Below are 22,679 nucleotides of genomic sequence, written 5' to 3' on the forward strand. Positions count from 1 at the left end.
GGGTCGCATGACCTAGACGAGGGCGGAGCGGATGGCTCCCTGGGACGAGCGCATCTCGCGGGCGGACGCGAGTGGCATCTGATGCAGCTCCACCTTGCCCCTCAGCTCGAGAGGCTCCTGGTCGTAGAAGGCAACGAGCTGGCTCATGCGTACCCCTGACGTCGGCGCGGACTGCGTTCGTCCATGAATACCCCTTCAGTTCACCTGCCGCTCCCGGTCGCCCCAGAACTCCTGCCGGAGCTTGAACTTCTGCAGCTTGCCGGTGGCGGTGCGGGCGAGCTCGTCGCGGAACTCGACCCGCTTGGGGCACTTGTAGCCGGCGAGGCGTTCGCGGCAGTGGGCGATGAGGTCGGCGTCGGTGACGTCGGCACCGTCCTCGAGGACGACGAGCGCGGTGACCAGCTCGCCCCACTTCTCGTCGGGGATGCCGATGACGGCGACCTCGCGGACCGCCTCGTGTGACATGAGCGCGTCCTCCACCTCGATGGAGGTGACGTTCTCGCCGCCGCTGATGATGACGTCCTTCTTGCGGTCGGCGATGGTGACGTAGCCGTCCTCGTAGGTGCCGCCGTCGCCGGTGTGGAACCAGCCTCCCTCGAGCGCGGTGGCGCTCGCGTCGGGGTTCTCCCAGTAGCCCTCGAGCACGGTGTTGCTGCGGGCGAGCAGCTCGCCGGTGTCGTCGACGCGGATCTGCGTCGACAGGGCGGGTGCGCCGGCGCGGCCGAGGTGGCGGGCCTGCTCGGTGGGGTCGAGGTCGTCCCACTCCTCGCGCATCCGGCTCATCGTCAGCAGCGGTGCGGTCTCGGTGAGGCCGTAGATCTGGATGAACTCCCAGCCGAGCTCCTCGCGGACCCGCTCGATGGTGCGGGTCGGCGGCGGGGCGCCGGCGACGACGCAGCGCACCCGGTCGCGGCCCGTGGGTCCGTCCCAGTCCTTCAGTGCGTCGAGCACCGCCGCCAGCACCGCCGGCGCGCAGCACAGGAACGTCACCGGGTGCTCCTCGATGCGGCGCAGGATCTCCGCCCCGTCGACCTGGCGCAGCACGACGTGCTGGCCGCCCATGCCGGTGACGCCGTAGACCATGCCCCAGCCGTTGCAGTGGAACATCGGCAGCGTGTGCAGGTAGACGTCGCGGTCGCTCACCGACGCCTGCCAGCCGAAGACCGTCGCGTTGGTCCACAGCGCACGGTGCGTCTGCTGCACGCCCTTGGGCCTCGCGGTCGTGCCGGACGTGTAGTTGATCGTGGCGGTCGCGTTCTCGTCGGCCTCCCACGGCTCGGGCTCACCACCCCCGCCCCACACCTGCTCGTCGTCATCCCCGAGCACGAACACGTGCTCGGCCGAGCCGCACACGTCGCGCAGGTGCGCCAGGCTCGGGTCGAGGATCACGACCTGCGCGCCGCTGTGCTCCACGATGTACTCGACTTCCGCCGGCGCGAGCCGGAAGTTCACCGGCACGAACACTCGTCCCCATCCGGAGACGCCGAAGAACGACGTGTACAGCCGCGCCGCGTTCTGCGAGACCATCGCGACGCGTCCACCGACCGGCACCCCGAGCTCGTCGAGGCGCGCGGCCTGCGCCTTGGCGCGCCGCATCACCTCGGCGTAGGTGAGCTCGCCCCACGACGGCGCCTCCTGGTTCGGCTCGTCGACGACCGCCACCCGGTCGGGGTAGACGGCGACGGCACGGTCGAGGAAGTCGCGGATGCTGAACGGGACGATCACGGGGTCCTCCAGGGTGGTCGAACGGGTGCGCGATGTGACCGCAGTCACGACACCATTCAGCCACGCCGGGCCACGGCGCACCACCCCGGGGAGGGCGTGACGCGACGGACGGTCGTGGTCGGTCGCCGGATGGTGGTGACGTTGGTCGGCGCAGGTACGGTTGCCTGGGCCAACTTTCTGGCCCGCGATGGAGAGGACGACCGTGACCGACGTGACGACGGGTGCCGAGAGGGCTCCCGAGACCGCTCCGCCGCTGTCACGCGAGCACCTCCTGGTGATCGTCACGCTCATCGTCGCGACGTTCGTGGTGATCCTCAACGAGACCGTCATGAGCGTCGCGATCCCGGTGCTGCAGACCGAGCTTGGCGTCCTGCCGAGCACTGGTCAGTGGCTCACCACGGCGTTCCTGCTGACGATGGGCGTCGTCATCCCGCTCACCGGCTTCCTGATCCAGCGGGTGCCGAGCCGAACGCTGTTCGTGGCCGCCATGTCGCTGTTCACCGCCGGAACGCTGCTGGCGTTCGTCGCACCCGGCTTCGAGGTCCTCGTCACCGCCCGCGTCATCCAGGCCAGCGGCACCGCGATCATGCTGCCGCTGCTGATCACCACCATCCTCACCGTCGTCCCGCCGGCACGGCGCGGGGCGATGATGGGCAACGTCAGCCTCGTCATCGCCGTGGCACCGGCACTCGGTCCGACGATGTCGGGCCTGATCATCGACTCCCTCGGCTGGCGGTGGATCTTCGGCATCGTCGCGCCCATCGCGATCCTCACTCTCGTCGCCGGCGCCCGGCGCATGGTGTCCGTCGCCGACGCCACCGACGTCAAGATCGACCTGCTCTCCGTGCCGCTGGCCATCCTCGGCTTCGGCGGACTGGTCTATGCCCTCGTCGCGGTGGGCAAGTCGGCCGACTCGACCTCGTCCATCCCCCTCGGGGTGCCCGCAGGCATCGGTGCCGTCGCGATGGTCGTGTTCGTGCTGCGCCAGATCGCGCTCGCCCGGCACGAGCGAGCCCTGCTCGACCTGCGGGTCTTCGCCTCGCGACAGTTCACCATCGCCACGACGGCGCTCGTGCTGGGCATGATGACGATGTTCGGCACCTTCATCCTGCTGCCGTACTTCGCCCAGCAGGTGCTCGAGTACGGACCCACGCGCACCGGCCTGCTGTCGCTGCCCGGCGGTCTGCTGATGGGCCTGGCCGGGCCGGTCGTCGGCCGCATCTACGACCGCCACGGGACGCGCGTGCTCGTCCTGCCGGGCACGCTGCTCGTCAGCGCCGGCATCTGGTCGCTCACCGGCATCGACGCCCAGACGCCCATGTGGTGGCTGCTCGCCGCGAACACGCTGATCCTCGGCGGCCTCGCGATGGCGTTCACGCCGCTGATGACGGCCGGCCTCGGGTCGGTGCCCGCCGACCGCTACTCCCACGGCAGCGCGGTGGTCAGCACGCTGCAGCAGGTGGCGGGTGCGGCCGGCACGGCGCTGCTGGTCTCGGTCATGACCGTCGTCGCGGCGGGCGCCGCAGGCAGGGGCATCACCGACGCCGAGGGGATCGCCGAGGGCGTGCAGACCGCGTTCACCGTGGCCGGCGTGCTGTCCTTCGTGCTGATCGCCGTCGCCGTGTGGGTGCGCAAGCCCGCCGACTCGACCGCCGCGCACTGAGGACGACACGGTGGTGCAGTCGGCAGAGCTCCTCCTCGACGACTCGCTGGCCGATGCCGTCCGCGGGACGCTGGACGCCGCGCGTGACCCTCGCGCTGCGCCTCGCCCCGGAGCAGCTCGGCTCAGCCGTTCAGGTGCTCGCGTCGACCCCACGCGATCTCGTGGGACGGGTGAGCGGCCTGCGCCGCTGGGACGGCGATGCCCGTCGCGCGTGGACGGTGGAGCCGGACTAGTCGCCCGGGCCCAGATCGCCCGGGCCCAGATCCTCGAGGTCCAGATCCTCGAGGTCCGGGAGGTCGAGCACGAACCGGTACCGCACGTCGCCGCGACCGAGGCGCTCCAAGGCCTCGCCGACCCGCGACGACGGCAGCACCTCGACGTCGGCGGTGATGCCGTGCTCGGCGCAGAACTCGAGCAGCTCTGCGGTGGCGACGATGGCGACCCGCTCGGGGCGGATCGATCCGGCGGTGCGCCGCCAACCTCGCGTGGGTCGCATGACCACCCAGCGTAGGCCGTCGGGGCCTCAGCCGTAGGGGTAGAAGCCGTGCCCCGACTTCTTGCCCAGCAGGCCAGCGTCGACCATCCGGTCGAGGACCGGTGGCGGGGAGTACAGCGGCTCCTTGAACTCCTCGTACATCGAGACGCCGATGGCGCGGACGGTGTCGAGCCCGATGAGGTCGGCCAGGGCGAGCGGGCCCATCGGGTGACCGCAGCCGAGGACCATGCCGGAGTCGATGTCGGCGGCGGAGGCGTAGCCGGCCTCGTACATGCGGATCGCCGACAGCAGGTAGGGCACCAGGAGGCTGTTGACGACGAACCCGGCACGGTCGGTGGCCTCGATGGGCTCCTTGCCGAGCGTGTCCGAGACGAACGACTGCATGCGCTCCAGAGTCTGCGGACTGGTCGTCAGCGACGGGATCAGCTCGACCAGCTTCATGACCGGCGCGGGGTTGAAGAAGTGCACGCCCATCACGCGGTCGGCCCGGCCCGAGGCCGCGCCGAGCTTGACGATCGGGATGGAGGAGGTGTTGGAGGTGAGGATCGCGTCGTCGTCGGTGAGGATGCTGCCGATCCGCGCGAAGAGGTCGAGCTTGGTCCGCTCGTCCTCGCTCGCGGCCTCGACGACGAGCTGGCGGTCGGCGAGGGCGTCGAGGTCGGTGGTGACGGTGACGCGCTCGAGGGTCTCGGTGACGTCGACGACACTCAGCTTCCCGCGCTTCTCCGCTCGGCGCAGCGACGACTCGACGCGTTCGTGCGCTGCCTGGGCTGCCTCGTCGGAGACCTCGATCGTGACGACGTCGAGCCCGTTGCGTGCGGCCACCTCGGTGATGCCCGATCCCATCAGTCCGCCGCCGACGACGCCCACGCGCTCGATCTCAGCCATGTCCCACTCCTCGATTGGTAGGACTTCATAGTAATCCGGGACTCCCAGGCGAACATGAGGGACCCCTCATGTCGTCATCGGGACGTCCGGGAGCCGTCGTGTGTCGCCGCGGACGACGGCCGGTCGCGTGGTGAGATGGGTGCATGCGCTCGGTCGTCCCTCTCGCCCTGCTCGGGGCGCTGGTGCTGGGCGGGTGCAGCGGCGAGGACGCCCGTGAGCGCGCCACCCAGGCGCGCGAGGCCGCCGCGCAGGCGGACGCAGCCGTCCCCGCCGATGCGACGGCCGTGCCCGAGGCGCTGCGGAACTTCCGCTGCGAGACCGATGACGACGGCAGCTGGTTCGCCGCCGGCACGATCAAGAACGGCACCACGATGCGGCTGGACTACCGGGTCACCGTCCAGGTCGGACCGGGCGGGGACGACATCGCCGCCACGGCAGTCGACCTCGAGGGCGTGGAGGCCGACGCCACCGCCGACTTCCTGCTCGACGAGCTGCCCGCCGCCGGCTCGGACGGACCGTGCCGCGCGATGGTGGTCGCCCTCGCGCCGAGCTGACGCGGGCGGCCGCAGCATCAGGACCGCGAGATGCGCACCATCTCGTCGCGGGGAACGACCTTGACGCGCTCGCGCTGGTGCTCGTGGGACTCGCCCAGGCCGAGCTCGTGCTCGTCGAGCTTCTCCCAGCCCTCCCACGTCGTGTACTCCAGGCCGCGTCCGTCGAGGTAGGCGTCGACCGCCTCGCGATCGGGCTGCGCCGGCGACTCGAGGTCGGCGACGTCGGACAGCAGGAGCTCGACCGTCTGGGCCGCGTCGGACTTCGTGTGGCCGATGAGGCCGACCGGTCCGCGCTTGATCCAGCCGGTGACGTAGGCGCCCGGCAGGGGCGAGCCGTCGATGTCGATCACGCGACCGCCGTCGTTCGGGACGGTGCCGCTGGAGATGTCGAACGGGATGCCCGCGAGGTTGTCGGAGTAGTAGCCGATGGCCCGGTAGACGGCCTGGACCGGCCAGTCCTTGAACTCGCCGGTGCCGCGGACGTTGCCGGTGCCGTCGAGCTCGGTGACCTCGGTGCGCAGACCGACCACGCGACCGTCCTCGCCGAGGATCTCGACCGGGTTCTGGCAGAAGTGGATGTGGATGCGGTGATCGGCGCCAGAGGGCTCCTTGGCCAGGTAGTTCTGCAGCACGTCGACGACGAGCTTCTGGCTCTTCGCGGCCTTGATGGCCTCCATGGATCCCTCGTCGAGCTCGAAGCCCTCCGGGTGGACGATGACGTCGATGGTCGGGGAGTGGCTGAGCTCGCGCAGCTCCATGGGCGTGAACTTGACCTGTGCCGGTCCGCGACGGGCGAAGACGTGCACGTCGGTGGTGGCGTTCTTCTTCAGGCCCTCGTAGACGTTGTCGGGGATCTCGGTGACGAGCAGCTCCTCGGCCGTCTTGGCCAGGATGCGGGCGACGTCGAGACCGACGTTGCCGACGCCGAGCACCGCGACCTCCTTGGCGTGCGGCTGGAAGTCCCACTCGCGGTCGACGTCAGGGTGGCCGTCGTACCAGTAGACGAAGTCGGCGGCGCCGAAGGAGCCGTCGAGGTCGACGCCCGGGATGTCGAGGTCGCGGTCGCGACGCGCGCCGGTCGCGAAGACGACGGCGTCGTAGAACTGACGGAGGTCGTCGAGCTTGAGGTCGTCGCCGTAGGCGACGTTGCCGAAGAAGCGGATCGCGTCGTTGGCCATGACACGCTTGAGCGCCTTGACGATCTCCTTGATCCGCGGGTGGTCCGGCGCGACGCCGTAGCGGATCAGCCCGAACGGCGTGGGGTCACGCTCGATGAGGTCGACCGAGACGGCGTCGACGCCCTCGGGCAGCTCGGACTTCGTGAGGATGTCGGCGGCGTAGACGCCGGCCGGACCGGCACCCACGATGGCGACGCGCAGGTTCCTGCTCATGTGTTGACGACTCCTGGGGACAGGGGACACGCAGGGGTCATCCAGCGTGTATAAGCCCATCCTAAGTTGTCCACCCCGACCCGGCACACCCGTCCAGCATGCGATATCGACCACGTCTAGTGTCGAGACATGACCACCGCCGTCGTCGTCGGATCCGGGCCGAACGGGCTCACCGCAGCGGTCGTGCTCGCGCGCGCAGGGGTCGACGTCACGGTCCTCGAGGCCGAACCGACCGTCGGCGGCGGCACCCGCAGCGCGGAGCTCACCGTGCCGGGGCTCGTCCACGACATCTGCTCGGCCGTGCACCCGATGGGCGTCGCGTCGCCGATCTTCGAGGAACTGGCGCTGCACGAGCACGGACTGCGGTGGGCGTGGCCCGAGATCGACGCGGTGCACCCGCTCGACGGTGGCGACGCAGGGGTCCTGCACCGCGACCTCGACGCGACGGCCGCCGGGCTCGGACCCGACGGCGATCGGTGGCGCAGCACCTTCGCGCCGCACGCGGCCCGGGCGGGGGCCCTCGTGCCGGAGCTGCTCGGTCCGATCGCGCACGTGCCGCGCCACCCGTTCGCCCTCGCCCGCTTCGGGCTGCCGGCGCTGATGCCCGCCACCGTGCTGGCGCGTCGGTGGTCCGGTGACCCGGCGCGCGCGCTCTTCGCAGGCCTCGCCGCCCACGCCGTGCGCCCGCTCGGCGCGCCGGTCACCGGCGGCATCGGCCTCATGTTCGGCACCACCGCCCACTCGCGCGGCTGGCCGGTGGCGATCGGTGGGTCGCAGAGCATCGCCGACGCCCTGGCCGGCGCTTTCCTCGCCGCCGGGGGGCGGATCGAGACCGGCACGCGCGTCACCACGCTCCCCGACGCCGACCTCGTCCTCCTGGACACCGCACCCGACCAGGCCGTGACGCTCCTCGGCGACCGCCTGCCCGCCCGCACCCGCAAGGCGTTCGCACGGTGGGAGCACGGCCCGGCGTCGTTCAAGATCGACCTCGCCGTCGAGGGTGGCGTCCCGTGGACCGCCGAGGCTGCCCGGCGAGCAGGCACCGTCCACGTCGGCGGACGACTGGAGGAGGTCGACGCCGCCGAGCGCGCCGTCGCCGCAGGACGCATGCCGGATCGGCCGTTCGTGCTGCTGACCCAGCAGTACCTCGCCGACCCTGCCCGCTCCGTCGGCGACGTCCACCCGGTCTGGGCCTACGCCCACGTCCCGCACGGCTACACCGGCGACGCCACCGAGGCGATCGTGCGCCAGATCGAGCGGTTCGCCCCCGGGACCCGCGAGCGCATCGTCGCCACGGCGGTGCGCACCCCGGCCGACCTGTACGCGGAGAACGCGAACTACGTCGGCGGCGACATCTCCGGCGGCGCGCTCACGCCGAGGCAGCTGGTGTTCCGTCCGCAGGTCGCGCCCGACCCCTACCGCCTCACCCGCGGCGTCTACTTGTGCTCCTCCTCGACCCCTCCCGGGGGCGGCGTGCACGGCATGGCCGGCTACCACGCCGCCACGCGGGCCCTGCGGAGCCTGTGAGGGAACCATCGTGCACTGCCCGGCGTCGTGTGGTCGACCGTGAAACGATGTCCGGACTGACCACCACCGAGGAGAGACTCGTGTCCCTGCCCCGCCTGGCCAAGCCCCTCATGACCGCCGTCGCCGCCACGGCCGTCCTCACCACCGCCGCCTGCGGCGGTGACTCCACCGACGCCGCCGGCACCGACTCCGCCGAGACCACCGACGGCGGCTCGGACGCCGCCCCCGCTCCCGGTGGCGACTACGCCGACGGCACGTACGCGGCCAACGGCACCTACTCCAACCCCGGTGGCACGTCGGAGGTCTCCGTCGAGCTGACGCTCGAGGACAACACGGTCGCCGACGTCACCGTCACCCCGATGGCCTCGGGCACCTCGCGTCAGTTCCAGGACCAGTTCGCCGGCGGCATCGCCGACGAGGTCGTGGGGGTGGCCATCGACGACCTCGACGTCGGACGCGTCGCCGGGTCGTCGCTGACCGCGGACGGGTTCAACGAGGCCGTCGAGCAGATCAAGGCCGACGCGGCGGCGTGACCGCCGTCTGGCGCTTCGAGGCCATCGGGACGGCGTGGGAGATCGAGACCACCGACCCTCTCGACGACACCTCGCGCCGGACGGTGCTCGACGTCATCGACGCGATCGACCGTCGGTGGTCGAGGTTTCGACCCGACTCGCTCGTGAGCAGGGCCGCTGAGACGGGTGGATCCTGGGAGCTCTGCGCGAGCGACGACCGCCTGCTGCGGTTCTACGACCGGCTGCACGCCGCGACCGACGGAGCGCTCACCCCGCTCGTCGGTCGACGGCTGGCCGACCTCGGCTACGACGCCGACTACACGCTGCGTCCCTCCGCCACACCGGCCGCCGTGCCCTCGTGGGACGTCGTCCGCTGGGACCCGCCCGTCCTGCACCTCGCGGCGCCGGTGCTGGTCGACGTCGGTGCGGCCGGCAAGGGCTTCGTCGTCGATGCGGTGTCCCGCTGCCTGGCCGAGACGGGCCACGCGCGGCACACCGTCGACGGCAGCGGAGACCTCCTGCACGCGGGCGAGTGGCCGCTGCGCGTCGCCCTGCAGGACCCGCGCGACCACACGAAGGCCGTCGGCGTCGTCGAGGTCGCCTCGGGCGAGGCGCTCGCGGCCTCCGCCACCGACCGCCGGGCGTGGGGCGACGGGCTGCACCACGTCCTCGACGGACGCACCGGCGAGCCGACCCGCGACGTCATGGCCACGTGGGTCGTCGCCGACGACGCGATGACCGCCGACGGCCTGGCGACCGCCCTCTTCTTCACCCGACCCGAGGACCTCGCACGGCAGTGGCGGTTCGGCTGGGTGATCATGAAGGCCGACGGCAGCGTCCGATGGTCCCGCGATCTCGCCGTGGAGGTGTTCGGCCGATGACCCTGCTCACCCGCATCGACGCGCTGCTGGGCCGCGTCACGATGTACCGGCTCATCACGATCGCGCTCGCGGTCACCATCGCCGTCTACACGCTGTTCACGGCGACGGGCGTCATCACCGGGTTGTCGACGACCGGCAACCTCGTCTCGCTGGCGGTGGTCGTCGTGGCGTCGGTGGCGAGCAACCGGTTGATCGCCCTCGCGCTCCGGGTGGCGCCGCACGACGAGTCGGCGGTCATCACCGCGCTGCTGCTCTACATGATCTTCGTCCCGCTCCCGACGACGCCGGACGGCATCACCTGGGCCAACCAGGCCTGGTTCGCAGGCGCCGGGGCACTCGCGATGCTCTCCAAGTACGTCATAGCCTGGCGTGGGCGGCACCTGCTGAACCCGGCCGCCGCCGGCTCGGTCCTCGTCGTGCTGGCCCAGTGGGCGCTCGGCCGCGAGCAGACCATCAACCCGCTCTGGCAGACCGCCGCCACGCAGTCCCTGCTGCCGTTCGTGGCCCTCGGTGCCCTCGCCATCGTGTGGCGGACCCGCAAGGTCGGGATCGGTGTCGTGTTCGCCGTGCTCGCGACCGTGCTCGTCGTGGTGTCGTTGGTCGCGGGCACCGGCTCCGGCGTGGGCGACGCGCTCCGGGTGGCGCTGTACTCGTTCCCGATCGTCTTCATCGCGGGCTACATGCTGACCGAGCCGCTCACGCTGCCGCCGCGCCGGTGGCAGCAGATGACGGTGGCCGTCGTCGTGGCCGTCCTCGTGGCCCTGCCGACCCTCGCCGTGCTGCTGGAGGTCACGCTGCCGACGGTCGGGCCGGTCGCGATGTCGCCGGAGCTCGCGCTCCTGATCGGCAACGTCGTCGCGTTCGCCCTCGCGCCCCGGACGGGGATCCGGCTCGAGGTGCGAGGCTCGCGGCCGCTCGGTGGCGACGTCCACGAGGTGACCTTCGTGCCGCGGCGTCCGGTGCGCTTCGAGGCCGGCCAGTACCTCGAGCTCCACGTGCCCCACCGCAGCGACCGGCGCGGTCCGCGACGCGTCTTCAGCATCTCCTCCCCTCCTCACGCCGACGAGCTGACCGTCGCGCTGCGCGTCCCCGAGCGGTCCTCGAGCCTCAAGCAGCGGCTGCTCGCGACGGCAGAGGGCGCACGCGTCGCCGCCACGGGCGTGCACGGCGACTTCGTGTGGCCACGACCCGGTGCTCGGCCGCTGCTCGTGGCCGGCGGCATCGGCGTGACGCCCTTCCTGAGCCAGCTGCGCTCGCACGACGTCGGCGACGCCATCCTGGTCTACGGGGTGCCCGACGGTGACGACGTGCCCTACCGCGACGAGCTCGTGGACACCGGGGTCGACGTCGTGCTGGTCAGCCCCGACCGGCCCGCCGACCTGCCGGAGGGCTGGCGCCACGTCTCGGCGCCCCTGTTGAGCGCCGACGTCGTCACCTCGGCGGTTCCCGACGCCGCGGACCGGGTCGCGATGGTCTCCGGTCCGCCGGCGATGGTCGACGCAGTGCGCCGCCACCTGCGCCCGCACGTGAGGTCGGTACGGACCGACCACTTCACGGGCTACTGAATCAAGGTTGAGTGGAATGGACTCAACTCTCGTATTGTTGTGATGAGCAGCAACCGCACGATCCTCAGGAGCTCGCATGGACCTCTCCTCCCTCACGACCCGTTCCCAACAGGCGCTGGCCTCCGCTGCGTCGCAGGCGGCCGCGGCCGGTCACGCCGCCGTCGAGCCGGCCCACCTCCTGTCCGCCCTGCTCACCCAGGACGGCGGTACCGCCGCACCTCTGCTGCAGGCCGCCGGCACCGACCCGGCCGAGGTCCTCGGCGACCTCAAGACCGCTCTCGACGCCCTCCCGTCGGCGAGCGGCAGCACCGTCGCCAATCCGACGCTCGCCCGCTCGAGCCACGAGGTGCTCCAGCGGGCCATCGACCTCGCCCGCGAGCTGGGCGACGAGTTCGTCTCCACCGAGCACCTGGTGGTCGGCCTCGCCACGGTCGAGTCCAGCGCCTCGCGTGCCCTCGCGTCCCGCGGCGCCACTCCCGATGCGCTGCGTGCGGCCTTCTCCAGCGTCCGTGGCTCCGCCCGCGCCACCAGCGCCGACGCCGAGGAGAACTACCAGACCCTGGAGAAGTACGGCGTCGACCTCACCGCCGTCGCGCGGGAGGGCACGCTCGACCCCGTCATCGGTCGCGATGCGGAGATCCGACGCGTCGTGCAGGTGCTCAGCCGCCGCACCAAGAACAACCCGGTCCTGATCGGCGAGCCGGGCGTCGGCAAGACCGCCGTCGTCGAAGGTCTCGCCCAGCGCATCGTCGCCGGTGACGTGCCGGAGTCGCTGCGCGGGCGCCGGCTGATCAGCCTCGACCTGCCCGCGATGGTGGCGGGTGCGAAGTACCGCGGCGAGTTCGAGGAGCGCCTCAAGGCCGTCCTGGCCGAGATCAAGGAGTCCGACGGCCAGGTCATCACCTTCATCGACGAGCTGCACACCGTCGTCGGCGCGGGTGCCGGTGGCGACTCCTCCATGGACGCCGGCAACATGCTCAAGCCGATGCTCGCCCGCGGCGAGCTGCGGATGATCGGTGCCACCACCCTCGACGAGTACCGCGAGAACATCGAGAAGGACCCGGCGCTGGAGCGCCGCTTCCAGCAGGTGCTGGTCGGCGAGCCGAGCGCCGAGGACACCATCGCGATCCTGCGCGGGCTCAAGGAGCGCTACGAGGCGCACCACAAGGTCGCCATCGCCGACTCCGCGCTCGTCGCCGCCGCCACGCTGTCGGAGCGCTACATCCCCGGTCGGCAGCTGCCGGACAAGGCGATCGACCTCGTGGACGAGGCGGGCAGCCGCCTGCGCATGGAGATCGACTCCAGCCCCGTCGAGATCGACGAGCTGCGCCGCAGCGTCGACCGGCTGCGCATGGAGGAGCTGCACCTGGAGAAGGAGTCCGACGCCGCGTCGGTGGAGCGGCTCGCCGCGCTGCGCTCGGAGCTGGCCGACCAGGCCGAGAGCCTGCGTGCGCTCGAGCAGCGGTGGGAGGCCGAGAAGCAGAGCCTCAACGCGGTCGGTGAGATCAAGGAGCGCATCGACGAGGTGCGCATCGCGGCCGAGCGGGCTCAGCGCGAGGGCGACCTCGAGACCGCAGCCCGCCTGCTGTACGCCGAGATCCCGGCGATGGAGCAGCAGCTCGCCGACGCCCAGGCGGCCGAGGCGCGGCGCGAGGAGGGAGACACCGACGACCGCCTCGTCCACGACGAGGTGACCGCCGACGAGATCGCCGAGGTCGTCGCGGCCTGGACCGGCATCCCCACCGGTCGCCTGCTCGAGGGCGAGACCGGCAAGCTCCTGCGCATGGAGGACGAGCTCGGCAAGCGCCTCATCGGTCAGCGGACGGCCGTCGCCGCCGTCTCGGACGCGGTCCGCCGCGCCCGGGCCGGCATCTCCGACCCGGACCGTCCCGTGGGCTCGTTCCTGTTCCTCGGGCCCACCGGCGTGGGCAAGACCGAGCTCGCCAAGGCGCTCGCGGAGTTCCTGTTCGACGACGAGCGCGCCATGGTGCGCATCGACATGAGCGAGTACGGCGAGAAGCACAGCGTCAGCCGCCTCGTCGGCGCCCCTCCCGGCTACGTCGGCTACGACGAGGGCGGCCAGCTCACCGAGGCGGTCCGCCGTCGGCCCTACTCCGTCGTGCTGCTCGACGAGGTCGAGAAGGCGCACCCGGAGGTCTTCGACATCCTCCTGCAGGTGCTCGACGACGGCCGCCTGACCGACGGGCAGGGCCGCACGGTCGACTTCCGCAACGTGATCCTCGTGCTCACGTCGAACCTCGGCTCGACGTTCCTCGCCGACCCGACCCTCGACGACGACGCCAAGCGTGCTGCGGTGATGGACGTCGTCAGGGCCTCGTTCAAGCCGGAGTTCCTGAACCGGCTCGACGAGGTGGTGACGTTCGACCCGCTCGGCACCGATGAGCTCACCCACATCGTCGACCTGCAGCTGACGTCCCTGGGTCGACGGCTGGCGCAGCGTCGCATCAGCCTCGACGTCACCGACGCCGCGAAGGAGTGGCTCGCGCTGACCGGGTGGGATCCCGCGTACGGCGCGCGTCCGTTGCGTCGTCTCGTGCAGCAGGCCGTCGGAGACCAGCTCGCCCGGGCCCTGCTCGCCGGAGACGTCCGCGACGGCGACACCGTGCGGGTCGACCGAGACCTCGACGGTGACGCTCTGGCCATCTCGGTAGTCTGAAGCGCATGCCAGAAGCGCCCCGTCGGCCCACCCCGGTGACGCTCGCCTGCCTGTTCGTCGGGTTCAGCTCGCTGCTCGTCATCGTCAACCTGATGGCCGCGCTGTCCGACTGGGGCTCCCTGGCCATGCAGGACGGGCTCGAGGAGGTCCTGACCACCGAGCCCGTGGCCAGCCTGGACCTGACGATGGACCAGCTGCTCGGCTACCTGCGCATCGCCGCGCAGGTCGTCATCGTCCTGGCGGTCGCGACCGGCGTGCTGGCGCTCTACGCGGCCCGTGGGCACGAGCCGTCGCGGTGGGTGCTCTCCGGCCTGCTCGTGCTCACGTCGTTGACGTTCGTGGCCACCGGCGTCGCCGGGTTGCTGCCCGCCCTGCTCGCGGCGGTGTGCGTGTCCGCGCTGTGGTCGCGCGACGCCCGGCGATGGTTCGCCGAGAAGAACGGCCGAGCCGTGCCCGAGCGTGCCGGCGGGCGAGCCACCGGAACGGTGACCCCGCCCTCGACGGACCCCTTCGCCGAAGCGCCGGCGGCTGCGCCCGTGGCGCAGGTCGACGTCCCGCCCCCGGGTCCGAACCAGCGCCCCCGCTCGCTCGAGCTGGCCGTGTGGCTGACGGTCGCCTTCTCCGCCATGACCCTCGTGGCCGGCGTCCTCGGAGGCATCGGCGTGTTCCTCGGTGCCGATGCCTACCGACAGGCGCTCGAGCAGCCGGGCATGGCGCAGGACCTCGTGCGTGGCTCGGGCTGGACCACCGACGCGATCATCACGACGATGCGGGTCGCGACGCTGAGCTGGATCGGGTTGTCCCTGCTGGGCCTGCTCGCCGCGCTGTGGGCGCGCACCGGACGTCGTGGCGGTGTCGCCGCGCTCTTCGCGATGTGCGTCGTGACCCTCGTGGCCGCGGTGGTCTTCCTGCCGCTCAGCCTGTTCTCGGCCATCGCGGCCGTCGTCGCGATGGTCCAGCTGAACAAGCCCGAGACCCGGGCCTGGGTGGCGACGGTTGCAGGGCGCGACCACGCGTGAGCGCCATCACGCGAGTATCGTTTCGAGCATGGCCAGCACCCCCTCCGCGCCTCGCACCCGCCCCCACGTCGTCGTCGTGGGCGGTGGCTTCGGCGGCCTCGCCGCCGTCCGCAAGCTCAAGCGCGCCGACGTCGACATCACCCTGATCGACCGGCACACGTACAACACCTTCCAGCCGCTGCTCTACCAGGTCGCGACCGCCAGCCTGAACCCCGGCGACATCACCTGGTTCCTGCGCGCGATCCGCGCCAAGCAGCGCAACGTCCGCTTCGTCAAGGGCATCGTCACGAGCATCGACCACGCCTCGAAGACGCTCAGCCTGCACGGGGACGTCTCGGTCACCTACGACCACCTGATCCTCGCCAACGGCGTCACCACGAACTACTTCGGGACACCGGGTGCCGAGGAGCACGCGCTCCCGCTGTACAAGCGGTCGGACGCGCTCAAGGTGCGCGACCGGCTGTTCGCGAACCTGGAGGAGTTCGCCATCAACGGCCAGGACTCCGACCTGCGCATCGTCGTCGTCGGTGGCGGCGCCACGGGCGTCGAGACCGCCGGTGCGTTCGCGGAGTTCCGCAACCACGACATGCCCACCACCTACCCCGAGCTCGACCGGGCCCGCATTCACGTGACGCTGCTGGAGATGGCCCCGCACGTGCTCGGTCCGTTCGACGAGAAGCTGCGCGACTACGCCCGCCGCTCGCTGGAGAAGCGCGACGTCGACCTGCGGCTCAACACCGCCGTCAAGGAGGTCCGCGCCGACGGCGTGCTCGTGGAGAACGACGGACAGCAGGAGTTCCTCGAGGCCGGGATCATCGTCTGGGCCACGGGCGTCACCGCCCACCCGAGCGTCATGGACTGGGACGTGCCCCAGGGACGCGGTGGGCGCATCGAGGTCGACGAGCACCAGCGCGTCAAGGGTCGCGAGGGTGTGTACGCGATCGGCGACATCTCCATCGGTCCCGACCCGCTGCCGCAGCTCGCGCAGCCGGCGATCCAGGGCGGCAAGCACGTCGCCAAGGTGATCCGCGCCGAGGCCGACGGCAAGAAGCTGCCCAAGGCGTTCTCCTACTCCGACAAGGGCACGATGGCCACCATCGGCAAGTCGTCGGCGATCGCGGAGATCAAGGGCCTGCCCAAGTTGAAGGGCTTCATCGCCTGGATCATCTGGGTGGCGCTGCACATCCTGACGTTGCTGGGCAACCGCAACCGCCTCGCCACGATGATCAACCTGGGGAGCAAGTACCTGTTCAGCGGCAGCCACAACGCGATCGTCGGGGAGACGCCGTACGTCGTCTCCAAGCACAAGATGACGATCACGCCGGTGGAGAAGCAGCGCGCGGAGCGCCGGGTGCTCGAGCGCCGTGCCGCGTCGCGGTCCCGGGAGAAGCAGACCGCCGGTCGCGGCTGAGGGGTTCCTCAGCCGGCGGGGCGCGGGAGCGCGCTGGCGGCCTCCAGCAGCGAAGGGCCGTACCAGGTGAGCAGGCGACCCGAGACCAGTCGTGTGGGCGCCGAGGTGAACGCCTCGGGTCCGTCGTCGGGCCCGAAGACGTACGGCTCGTCGGGCAGCAGCACGACGTCGACGTCGGGTCGGTCGACCTCGGCGACGTCGACGTGCGGGTAGCGGTCGGCATCGGGTGCGGAGGAGGCGAAGACGTTGTGCCAGCCGAGCCGCGCGAGCAGGTCGGTGGTGAAGGTGCGGGGGCCGACCACCATCCAGGGGTCGCGCCAGATCGGCACCGCCACGCGACCAGCGATCGGGGGGCGCTCGGACCACGCCTGCTCCGCCTCGTCGAGCCACGCCGGCGACCCCCACGCGAGTGCGTCGTCGAACAGCCTGCGCATCGCGGCGAACGCCTCGTCGAGGGTCTCGATGCGCGTCACCCACACCGGCACGCCCGCCTCCCGCAGTCGCCGGACGTCGAGCTCGCGGTTCTCCTCCTGGTTCGCGACGACGAGGTCCGGGGCGAGCGCCTCGATCACCGCCCGGTCCGGGTTCTTCGTGCCGCGGACGCGGGTCACGTCGAGGTCCGTGGGGTGGGTGCACCACTCGGTCGCACCGACGAGCGCCTGCGGCCGGGTGGCGGCGATCGCCTCGGTCAGGCTCGGCACGAGGGAGACGACCCGCCGTGCAGGAGCGGGGGTCGCGACGTCGTGCCCGAGGTCGTCGAGCCTCACCCGCGGCGCACCCCCATGGCGCCGCACAACGGCGCGGGCCAGTCCACCGCGTCAGCGGTGAGCGCGGCGTCGAGTGCGGCGGCGATGTCGTCCGGGAACGGCGTGGGCCGACGCGACGTCATGTCGACGTGGACGGCGGTGGACTCGAAGACGCACGCCAGACGGTCGCGCGTCGCGTCGAGCATCATCACGACCGCATGCAGCACCTTCTCGGACCGCTCGACCATCCGCACGTGCAGCGAGAACTCGTCGCCGCGACGCAGCTCGCCCAGGTAGGTGAGGTGCTGCTCGGCGGTGAACGTGCTCAGACCGCGGCCGTCGATGTACTCCTGACCCATGCCGAGCGCGATGGTGCGGTCCCACAGGGCGCGCGCGAGCTCCTCGAAGTACCGCCCGATCGTCATGTGGTCGTTCTCGTCGAGGGCGTCCTCGCCGACGACGGACGTCCTGACGGCGGGGAGCTGGCGTACCTGGTCGGGGGTGGGGAGGGCCTTCATGGTGCGGACCCTACCCACCCCCTTCCGGACGGCTCAGCGCGCGGGCGGCGCAGTGTCCGGGTCGGCGCGGTGAGCGCCGGCGGTGTCGGTGGACTCCGGCGAAGCGTCGATGTCCGGGTCGATGCGCTCGGCCTCCTCCAACCGCTCGTGGGCAGTGGCCTGGGCGCGCTGCGCCTCCTCCTCGAGCTCGCGCGCATGACGCTCGAGCCGCTCGGCCTCGACCCTCGCCTCGTCGGCATCGACGCGAGCGGTCATGGCTCCGGCCTCGGTGCGGCGCGCCTCGAGGCTGGTCTCGGCCGCCTCGTCGCGCAGGCGTGCGGCCTTCTCCCGGTCGCGTCGCTGGTCCTCGACCTTGCGGCGGTCCGCGGCGCGCTTGGCCAGCAGGGCCAGCGCGATGATCGCGACGACCGCCACGACGGCGATGACGATCCATGTCCAGTCGTTCATGATGTCGTGCTCCCTTCGGGACCGTGGCGGTCCCACCCCACCGTGCTACCGCATGGCGGCCGGGTGCGCGCGCTCAGACGTTGCGCCGGTACTGCCCGCCCACCTCGAAGAACGCCTCGGTGACCTGCTGCAGGCTGCAGACGCGTGCGGCGTCCATCAGCACGGCGAACACGTTCTCGCCGGAGATCGCGGCGTCCTTGAGCCGGGCGATGGCGTCGTCGGCCTCGCAGCGGTGCGACTGCTGGTAGGCACGGACGCGGTCGAGCTGCGACTGCTTCTCGGTCTCGGTGGCACGGGCCAGCTCGACGACGACCGGCTCGGTCTCGGACTCGGGCCGACGGAACGTGTTGACGCCGATGATCGGCAGGGAGCCGTCGTGCTTGCGGTGCTCGTAGAGCATCGACTCGTCCTGGATGCGGCCGCGCTGGTAGCCGGTCTCCATGGCGCCGAGGACGCCGCCGCGCTCGTTGATCGCGTCGAACTCCGCCAGCACCGCCGCCTCGACGAGGTCGGTGAGCTCGTCGATGATGAAGGCACCTTGCAGGGGGTTCTCGTTCATCGCCAGGCCCCACTCGCGGTTGATGATGAGCTGGATCGCCAGTGCCCGGCGCACCGACTCGCTGCTGGGGGTCGTGATCGCCTCGTCGTAGGCGTTGGTGTGCAGGCTGTTGGCGTTGTCGTAGATCGCGATGAGTGCCTGCAGGGTGGTGCGGATGTCGTTGAAGTCCATCTCCTGCGCGTGCAGGGAGCGGCCCGACGTCTGCACGTGGTACTTGAGCTTCTGGCTGCGCTCGTTCGCGCCGTACTTCTCCTTCATGGCGATCGCCCAGATGCGTCGCGCCACGCGCCCGAGGACGGTGTACTCGGGGTCCATCCCGTTGGAGAAGAAGAACGACAGGTTCGGTGCGAACGCGTCAATGTCCATGCCGCGCGCCAGGTACGACTCGACGTACGTGAACCCGTTGGCGAGGGTGAACGCGAGCTGGCTGATGGGGTTCGCCCCGGCCTCGGCGATGTGGTAGCCGGAGATCGAGACGGAGTAGAAGTTCCGGACGCCCTCGTCGATGAAGAACTGCTGGATGTCGCCCATCATGCGCAGGCTGAACTCGGTGGAGAACAGGCACGTGTTCTGGCCCTGGTCCTCCTTGAGGATGTCGGCCTGCACGGTGCCCCGGACGTTCTTCAGCGCGTAGGAGCGCAGCTCGGCGCGCTCGGCGTCGTCGGGGTCGCGGCCCTCCCGCTCGCGGAACGCGTCGACCTGCTGGTCGATGACGGTGTTGAGGAAGAACGCCAGGACCGTGGGCGCGGGACCGTTGATCGTCATGGAGACCGACGTGGACGGCGCGACGAGGTCGAACCCGTCGTACAGCGCCTTCATGTCGTCGAGCGTGGCCACGGAGACGCCGGACGTGCCGACCTTGCCGTAGACGTCGGGACGCTCGTCGGGGTCGCGGCCGTAGAGGGTGACGGAGTCGAACGCGGTGGAGAGGCGGGTGGCGTCGCCGTCCTCGCTGAGCAGCTTGAAGCGGCGGTTGGTGCGGAACGGGTCGCCCTCGCCCGCGAACATGCGGGCTGGTTCCTCGCCCCCCTCCTGACCGGCAATCCGCTTGAACGGGAAGACGCCGGCGGTGAAGGGGAAGTAGCCGGGCAGGTTCTCGCGTCGCCAGAAGCGGACGAGGTCGCCGTGGTGGGTGGTGCGGGGCAGGCTGACGCGCGAGACCTTGGTGCCCGAGAGCGACTCGCGGGTGAGCTGCGTGGTGATCTCCTTGTCGCGGATCCTCACCACCTGCTCGTCGCCGGAGTAGGACTCCACGACGGCCGGCCAGGCAGCGATCTGGTCGGCCACCTCGTGCGGGACGGCCTTGCGGGCCTGATCGAGCAGTGTGTCGACGTCGGTGGTGGCGAGGTCGGCGTCGGCGAGCTCGGCGGCGGTCAGCTCGAGGCGCTGGGCGCGGTCGGCGGCGTCGGCGAGGCGCTCGGTCTCGTCGTGGTAGCCGCGGACGGTCTCGGTGATCTCCGAGAGGTAGCGGACGCGGTCGGCCGGCACGACGGCCTGGATGCCGCTGGAGTAGCGGACGTCGACCGGCGGCAGCACGCCCTCGGCGACGGACAGTCCGCGCTCGCCGAGGGCGTCGCGCAGGTGCTGGTAGAGGGCGGTGACGCCGTCGTCGTTGAAGGTGGCGGCCGACGTGCCGAAGATCGGCATGTCCTCGGGCTTCTTGCCGAACGCCTCCTTGTTGCGCACGAGCTGGCGGCCGACGTCGCGGAAGGCGTCCTTGGCGCCGCGGCGCTCGAACTTGTTGATCGCGACGACGTCGGCGAAGTCGAGCATGTCGATCTTCTCCAGCTGGGACGCGGCCCCGAACTCCGGCGTCATGACGTACATCGAGGTGTCGACGTGCGGCACGATCGCCGCGTCGCCCTGCCCGATGCCGGGGGTCTCGACGATGACGAGGTCGAACGCGGCGGCCTTGAGGACGGCGATGACGTCGTCGAGGCAGTCGGGCAGCTCGTGGGAGCCGCGGGTCGCGAGGGAGCGGAAGTAGGTGCGTTCCCCCCCGCTCATGGCACTGCCGAGGGAGTTCATGCGGATGCGGTCGCCGAGCAGGGCACCGCCGCCGCGACGACGGGTGGGGTCGACGGCGAGGACGGCGACGCGCAGCTTGTCCTGCTGGTCGACGCGGAAGCGGCGGACGAGCTCGTCGGTGAGCGAGGACTTGCCGGACCCGCCGGTGCCGGTGATGCCGAGCACGGGGGAGGGGTGCGCCGCGGCGGCTTCCTGCACGCGGGCGAGGTCGTCGCCGGTGAGCCTGCCGGTCTCGGCCAGGGTGATGGCACGGGCGAGCGCGGAGCGGTCGCCGGCGAGGACCGCGTCGACGTCGAAGGTGCCGATGCTGGTGAGGTCGACGTCGCAGGTCTTGACGACGGAGTTGATCATGCCGACGAGGCCGAGGCGCTGCCCGTCCTCGGGCGAGAAGATCGTGACGCCGGACTCGCGCAGCCGGGCGATCTCCTCGGGCACGATCACACCGCCACCCCCGCCGACCACCTGGACGTGTCCGGCGCCCTGGGCGCGCAGCGACTCCACGAGGTACTCGAAGTACTCGACGTGCCCGCCCTGGTAGGACGAGACGGCGACGCCCTGCACGTCCTCCTCGATGGCGGCGTCGACGACCTCCTTGACCGAGCGGTTGTGCCCGAGGTGGATCACCTCGGCGCCCTGGCTCTGGAAGATGCGCCGCATGATGTTGATGCTGGCGTCGTGACCGTCGAACAGCGCGGACGCCGTCACGAGGCGGACGGGGTTCGTGGGGACGTGCAGCGAGGTCATGGGACTCCTAGGACGGCTGATATTCGGACATCCTACTAACTTGGGTGGTCCGTGTCACGTGCGGCGGCCGACGGTCTCAGGATCGCGCCGAACCTCGGTGGTGTCGAGGTACCCCTACGATGTGGGCGTGCCCACGTCCGGTCAGCTGCCCTTCGACCCGCTCGAGCGGGCCGGCGAGCTGTGGGAGAAGCACGTCGGCGACGCGACGTCGATGCAGCTGGCGACGTCGATCATGCGGGTGCAGCAGATCCTGAGCCAGCGCCTCGACGCGGCGTTGAAGCCGCACGGCATCACGTTCGCCCGGTTCGAGGTGCTGCGGTTGATCTCCTTCAGCAAGGAGGGCCGGCTGTCGCTGAGCATGATCGGCGAGCGGCTGATGGTGCACCCGACGTCGGTGACGAACGCGATCGACCGACTGGTCGGCCAGGGCCTGGTCGTGCGTGAGACGGACCCGACGGACCGACGTCGGACGTTCGCCAGCCTGACGTCCGAGGGTGAGCGGGTGCTCGACGCCGCGACCGCGGCGCTCATGGACGCGGACTTCGCCATTGCGGGTCTGGACGCGGAGCAGCAGCGCGACGCGTACGCCCTGCTGAAGCTGTTGCGGCGCGCGGACTTCGAGGGGTGACCTGGACCCGACGCGGTCGGGTTCAGGAGGCGAGTGGCACGTCGGCGGGGAGGTCGCGTCCTGACGGCAGGACCCATCGCAGGACGCCGTGGCCCTTCATCGAGTGGTGTCTCCTGCACAGTGCCCACATGTTGTCCCCGGTGGTGGGGCCGGTGGGCCAGGGTTCTCGGTGGTCGAGGTCGCACCGTTCGGCTGGGACTCTGCATCCGGGTGCTCGGCAGACGCCGTCGCGGAATCGGATGGCCTTCGCGAGGGTCTCGGGGGCGAAGCGTCCGACATAGTCATGGGCGAGAACGTCGCTGGTGACGGGGTCGGTGATGATGCGATGCCAGAAGGTGTCGTCGGCATCGAGATCGTCGAGGATCCATGATGGCGGCACCTGCCAGCTGCCGTCCGAGGAGTCAGCGTGGCCGTCGACCAGGCCGGTGAGGACGTCGGCCTCGATGGTGACGGCGACGTCGCCGGTGACGGTGGGGAGGTCGGTGGTCTCGCCGTGGGTGAGCCAGGAGACGAACAGGTCGGCGCTGCGCTGCGGCAGCGTTCTGGTGTCTTCGTCGTCGAGCGGGATACGGCCGGCGCGGTCGAGGCGCTTCATCACCGCTGCCGCCTGGTGGGACGGCAGGTAGGCCGAAAGCCAGGACATGCCGTCCTCGAGGTGATGCAGCGACACATGCCGTTGCTCGCGGGCCTTCTCGGCCCG

The 22,679-nt window shown here is 71.1% G+C and carries 21 protein-coding genes; 11 read left to right on the plus strand and 10 right to left on the minus strand.

The genetic code is table 11. The features are described 5' to 3' along the window. Positions 1-12 precede the first annotated feature (12 nt). Both ABD213_RS14655 and ABD213_RS14660 read right to left on the minus strand, forming a co-directional pair. Positions 13-147 (minus strand): hypothetical protein, encoded by a 135-nt coding sequence (locus tag ABD213_RS14655; protein ID WP_344330164.1) that lies wholly within the window; start codon positions 145-147, stop codon positions 13-15. A 48-nt stretch (positions 148-195) separates the two neighbouring features. Further along, a complete protein-coding gene (locus ABD213_RS14660; RefSeq protein ID WP_344330165.1) occupies positions 196-1,773 on the minus strand; it encodes an AMP-binding protein in 1,578 nt (525 codons plus the stop codon). 154 nt (positions 1,774-1,927) lie between these two features. On the opposite strand from ABD213_RS14660, the gene ABD213_RS14665 reads away from it, so the two are divergent. Beyond that, on the plus strand, positions 1,928-3,388 hold the full coding sequence (locus tag ABD213_RS14665) for an MDR family MFS transporter (RefSeq protein WP_344330167.1): 1,461 nt from the start codon (positions 1,928-1,930) through the stop codon (positions 3,386-3,388). Positions 3,389-3,441: 53 nt separating this feature from the next. Then, positions 3,442-3,621 (plus strand): hypothetical protein, encoded by a 180-nt coding sequence (locus ABD213_RS14670; RefSeq protein ID WP_344330169.1) that lies wholly within the window; start codon positions 3,442-3,444, stop codon positions 3,619-3,621. Here ABD213_RS14670 and ABD213_RS14675 read toward each other — a convergent pair. Both ABD213_RS14675 and ABD213_RS14680 read right to left on the minus strand, forming a co-directional pair. Beyond that, positions 3,618-3,884 carry a hypothetical protein gene (locus ABD213_RS14675; RefSeq protein ID WP_344330171.1) on the minus strand — a complete coding sequence of 89 codons (267 nt, stop codon included), beginning with the start codon at positions 3,882-3,884 and terminating at the stop codon, positions 3,618-3,620. The genes ABD213_RS14670 and ABD213_RS14675 overlap by 4 nt on opposite strands. A 27-nt stretch (positions 3,885-3,911) precedes the next feature. Then, positions 3,912-4,763: a 3-hydroxybutyryl-CoA dehydrogenase gene (locus ABD213_RS14680; RefSeq protein ID WP_425546073.1), complete on the minus strand. Its 852-nt coding sequence runs from the start codon at positions 4,761-4,763 to the stop codon at positions 3,912-3,914. Positions 4,764-4,915: 152 nt separating this feature from the next. On the opposite strand from ABD213_RS14680, the gene ABD213_RS14685 reads away from it, so the two are divergent. Beyond that, complete coding sequence (locus ABD213_RS14685) at positions 4,916-5,326, plus strand: hypothetical protein (RefSeq protein WP_344330173.1); 411 nt, start codon at positions 4,916-4,918, stop codon at positions 5,324-5,326. Between the two features lie 17 nt (positions 5,327-5,343). On the opposite strand, the gene ABD213_RS14690 is transcribed toward ABD213_RS14685, so the two are convergent. After that, positions 5,344-6,717 (minus strand): FAD-dependent oxidoreductase, encoded by a 1,374-nt coding sequence (locus ABD213_RS14690; protein ID WP_344330175.1) that lies wholly within the window; start codon positions 6,715-6,717, stop codon positions 5,344-5,346. A 129-nt stretch (positions 6,718-6,846) separates the two neighbouring features. Here ABD213_RS14690 and ABD213_RS14695 point away from each other — a divergent pair, with 129 nt between their 5' ends. From ABD213_RS14695 to ABD213_RS14725, 7 genes are all read left to right on the plus strand, one after another. Beyond that, complete coding sequence (locus tag ABD213_RS14695) at positions 6,847-8,244, plus strand: phytoene desaturase family protein (protein ID WP_344330176.1); 1,398 nt, start codon at positions 6,847-6,849, stop codon at positions 8,242-8,244. Positions 8,245-8,291: 47 nt separating this feature from the next. Next, positions 8,292-8,777 carry a hypothetical protein gene (locus ABD213_RS14700; protein ID WP_344330179.1) on the plus strand — a complete coding sequence of 162 codons (486 nt, stop codon included), beginning with the start codon at positions 8,292-8,294 and terminating at the stop codon, positions 8,775-8,777. After that, a complete protein-coding gene (locus tag ABD213_RS14705) occupies positions 8,774-9,637 on the plus strand; it encodes an FAD:protein FMN transferase (protein ID WP_344330180.1) in 864 nt (287 codons plus the stop codon). The genes ABD213_RS14700 and ABD213_RS14705 overlap by 4 nt, the downstream gene beginning before the upstream one ends. Then, a complete protein-coding gene (locus tag ABD213_RS14710; RefSeq protein ID WP_344330182.1) occupies positions 9,634-11,202 on the plus strand; it encodes a ferredoxin--NADP reductase in 1,569 nt (522 codons plus the stop codon). Before ABD213_RS14705 ends, ABD213_RS14710 begins: the two co-directional genes overlap by 4 nt. A gap of 76 nt (positions 11,203-11,278) precedes the next feature. Beyond that, positions 11,279-13,879, plus strand: coding sequence for an ATP-dependent chaperone ClpB (gene clpB / locus ABD213_RS14715; RefSeq protein ID WP_344330184.1), 2,601 nt, complete (start codon positions 11,279-11,281; stop codon positions 13,877-13,879). 5 nt (positions 13,880-13,884) lie between these two features. Continuing rightward, positions 13,885-14,898: a hypothetical protein gene (locus ABD213_RS14720; RefSeq protein ID WP_344330186.1), complete on the plus strand. Its 1,014-nt coding sequence runs from the start codon at positions 13,885-13,887 to the stop codon at positions 14,896-14,898. Positions 14,899-14,926: 28 nt separating this feature from the next. Further along, positions 14,927-16,309 (plus strand): NAD(P)/FAD-dependent oxidoreductase, encoded by a 1,383-nt coding sequence (locus tag ABD213_RS14725; RefSeq protein ID WP_344330189.1) that lies wholly within the window; start codon positions 14,927-14,929, stop codon positions 16,307-16,309. Positions 16,310-16,317: 8 nt separating this feature from the next. Here the strand turns inward: ABD213_RS14725 and ABD213_RS14730 are convergent, their stop codons facing one another. The 4 genes from ABD213_RS14730 to icmF all read right to left on the minus strand — a co-directional run bounded on the left by ABD213_RS14730 (position 16,318) and on the right by icmF (position 21,351). Next, entirely contained in the window at positions 16,318-17,076 is a 759-nt protein-coding gene (locus ABD213_RS14730) for a helical backbone metal receptor (protein WP_344330191.1), read from the minus strand. After that, positions 17,073-17,573, minus strand: coding sequence for a thioesterase family protein (locus ABD213_RS14735; protein WP_344330192.1), 501 nt, complete (start codon positions 17,571-17,573; stop codon positions 17,073-17,075). The genes ABD213_RS14730 and ABD213_RS14735 overlap by 4 nt, the downstream gene beginning before the upstream one ends. 33 nt (positions 17,574-17,606) lie before the next feature. Beyond that, a complete protein-coding gene (locus tag ABD213_RS14740; RefSeq protein ID WP_344330193.1) occupies positions 17,607-18,020 on the minus strand; it encodes a hypothetical protein in 414 nt (137 codons plus the stop codon). Positions 18,021-18,093: 73 nt separating this feature from the next. After that, positions 18,094-21,351, minus strand: a complete 3,258-nt coding sequence (gene icmF, locus ABD213_RS14745; protein ID WP_344330194.1) for a fused isobutyryl-CoA mutase/GTPase IcmF — start codon at positions 21,349-21,351, stop codon at positions 18,094-18,096. 127 nt (positions 21,352-21,478) lie between these two features. On the opposite strand from icmF, the gene ABD213_RS14750 reads away from it, so the two are divergent. Then, positions 21,479-21,979, plus strand: coding sequence for a MarR family winged helix-turn-helix transcriptional regulator (locus ABD213_RS14750; protein WP_344330197.1), 501 nt, complete (start codon positions 21,479-21,481; stop codon positions 21,977-21,979). A gap of 22 nt (positions 21,980-22,001) precedes the next feature. On the opposite strand, the gene ABD213_RS14755 is transcribed toward ABD213_RS14750, so the two are convergent. Further along, a partial coding sequence (locus ABD213_RS14755; protein WP_344330199.1) for an HNH endonuclease signature motif containing protein occupies positions 22,002-22,679 on the minus strand: 678 nt, incomplete at its 5' end.

Origin of the sequence: Aeromicrobium halocynthiae (assembly GCF_039531385.1) — a bacterium.
GTDB classification, from domain to species: domain Bacteria; phylum Actinomycetota; class Actinomycetes; order Propionibacteriales; family Nocardioidaceae; genus Aeromicrobium; species Aeromicrobium halocynthiae.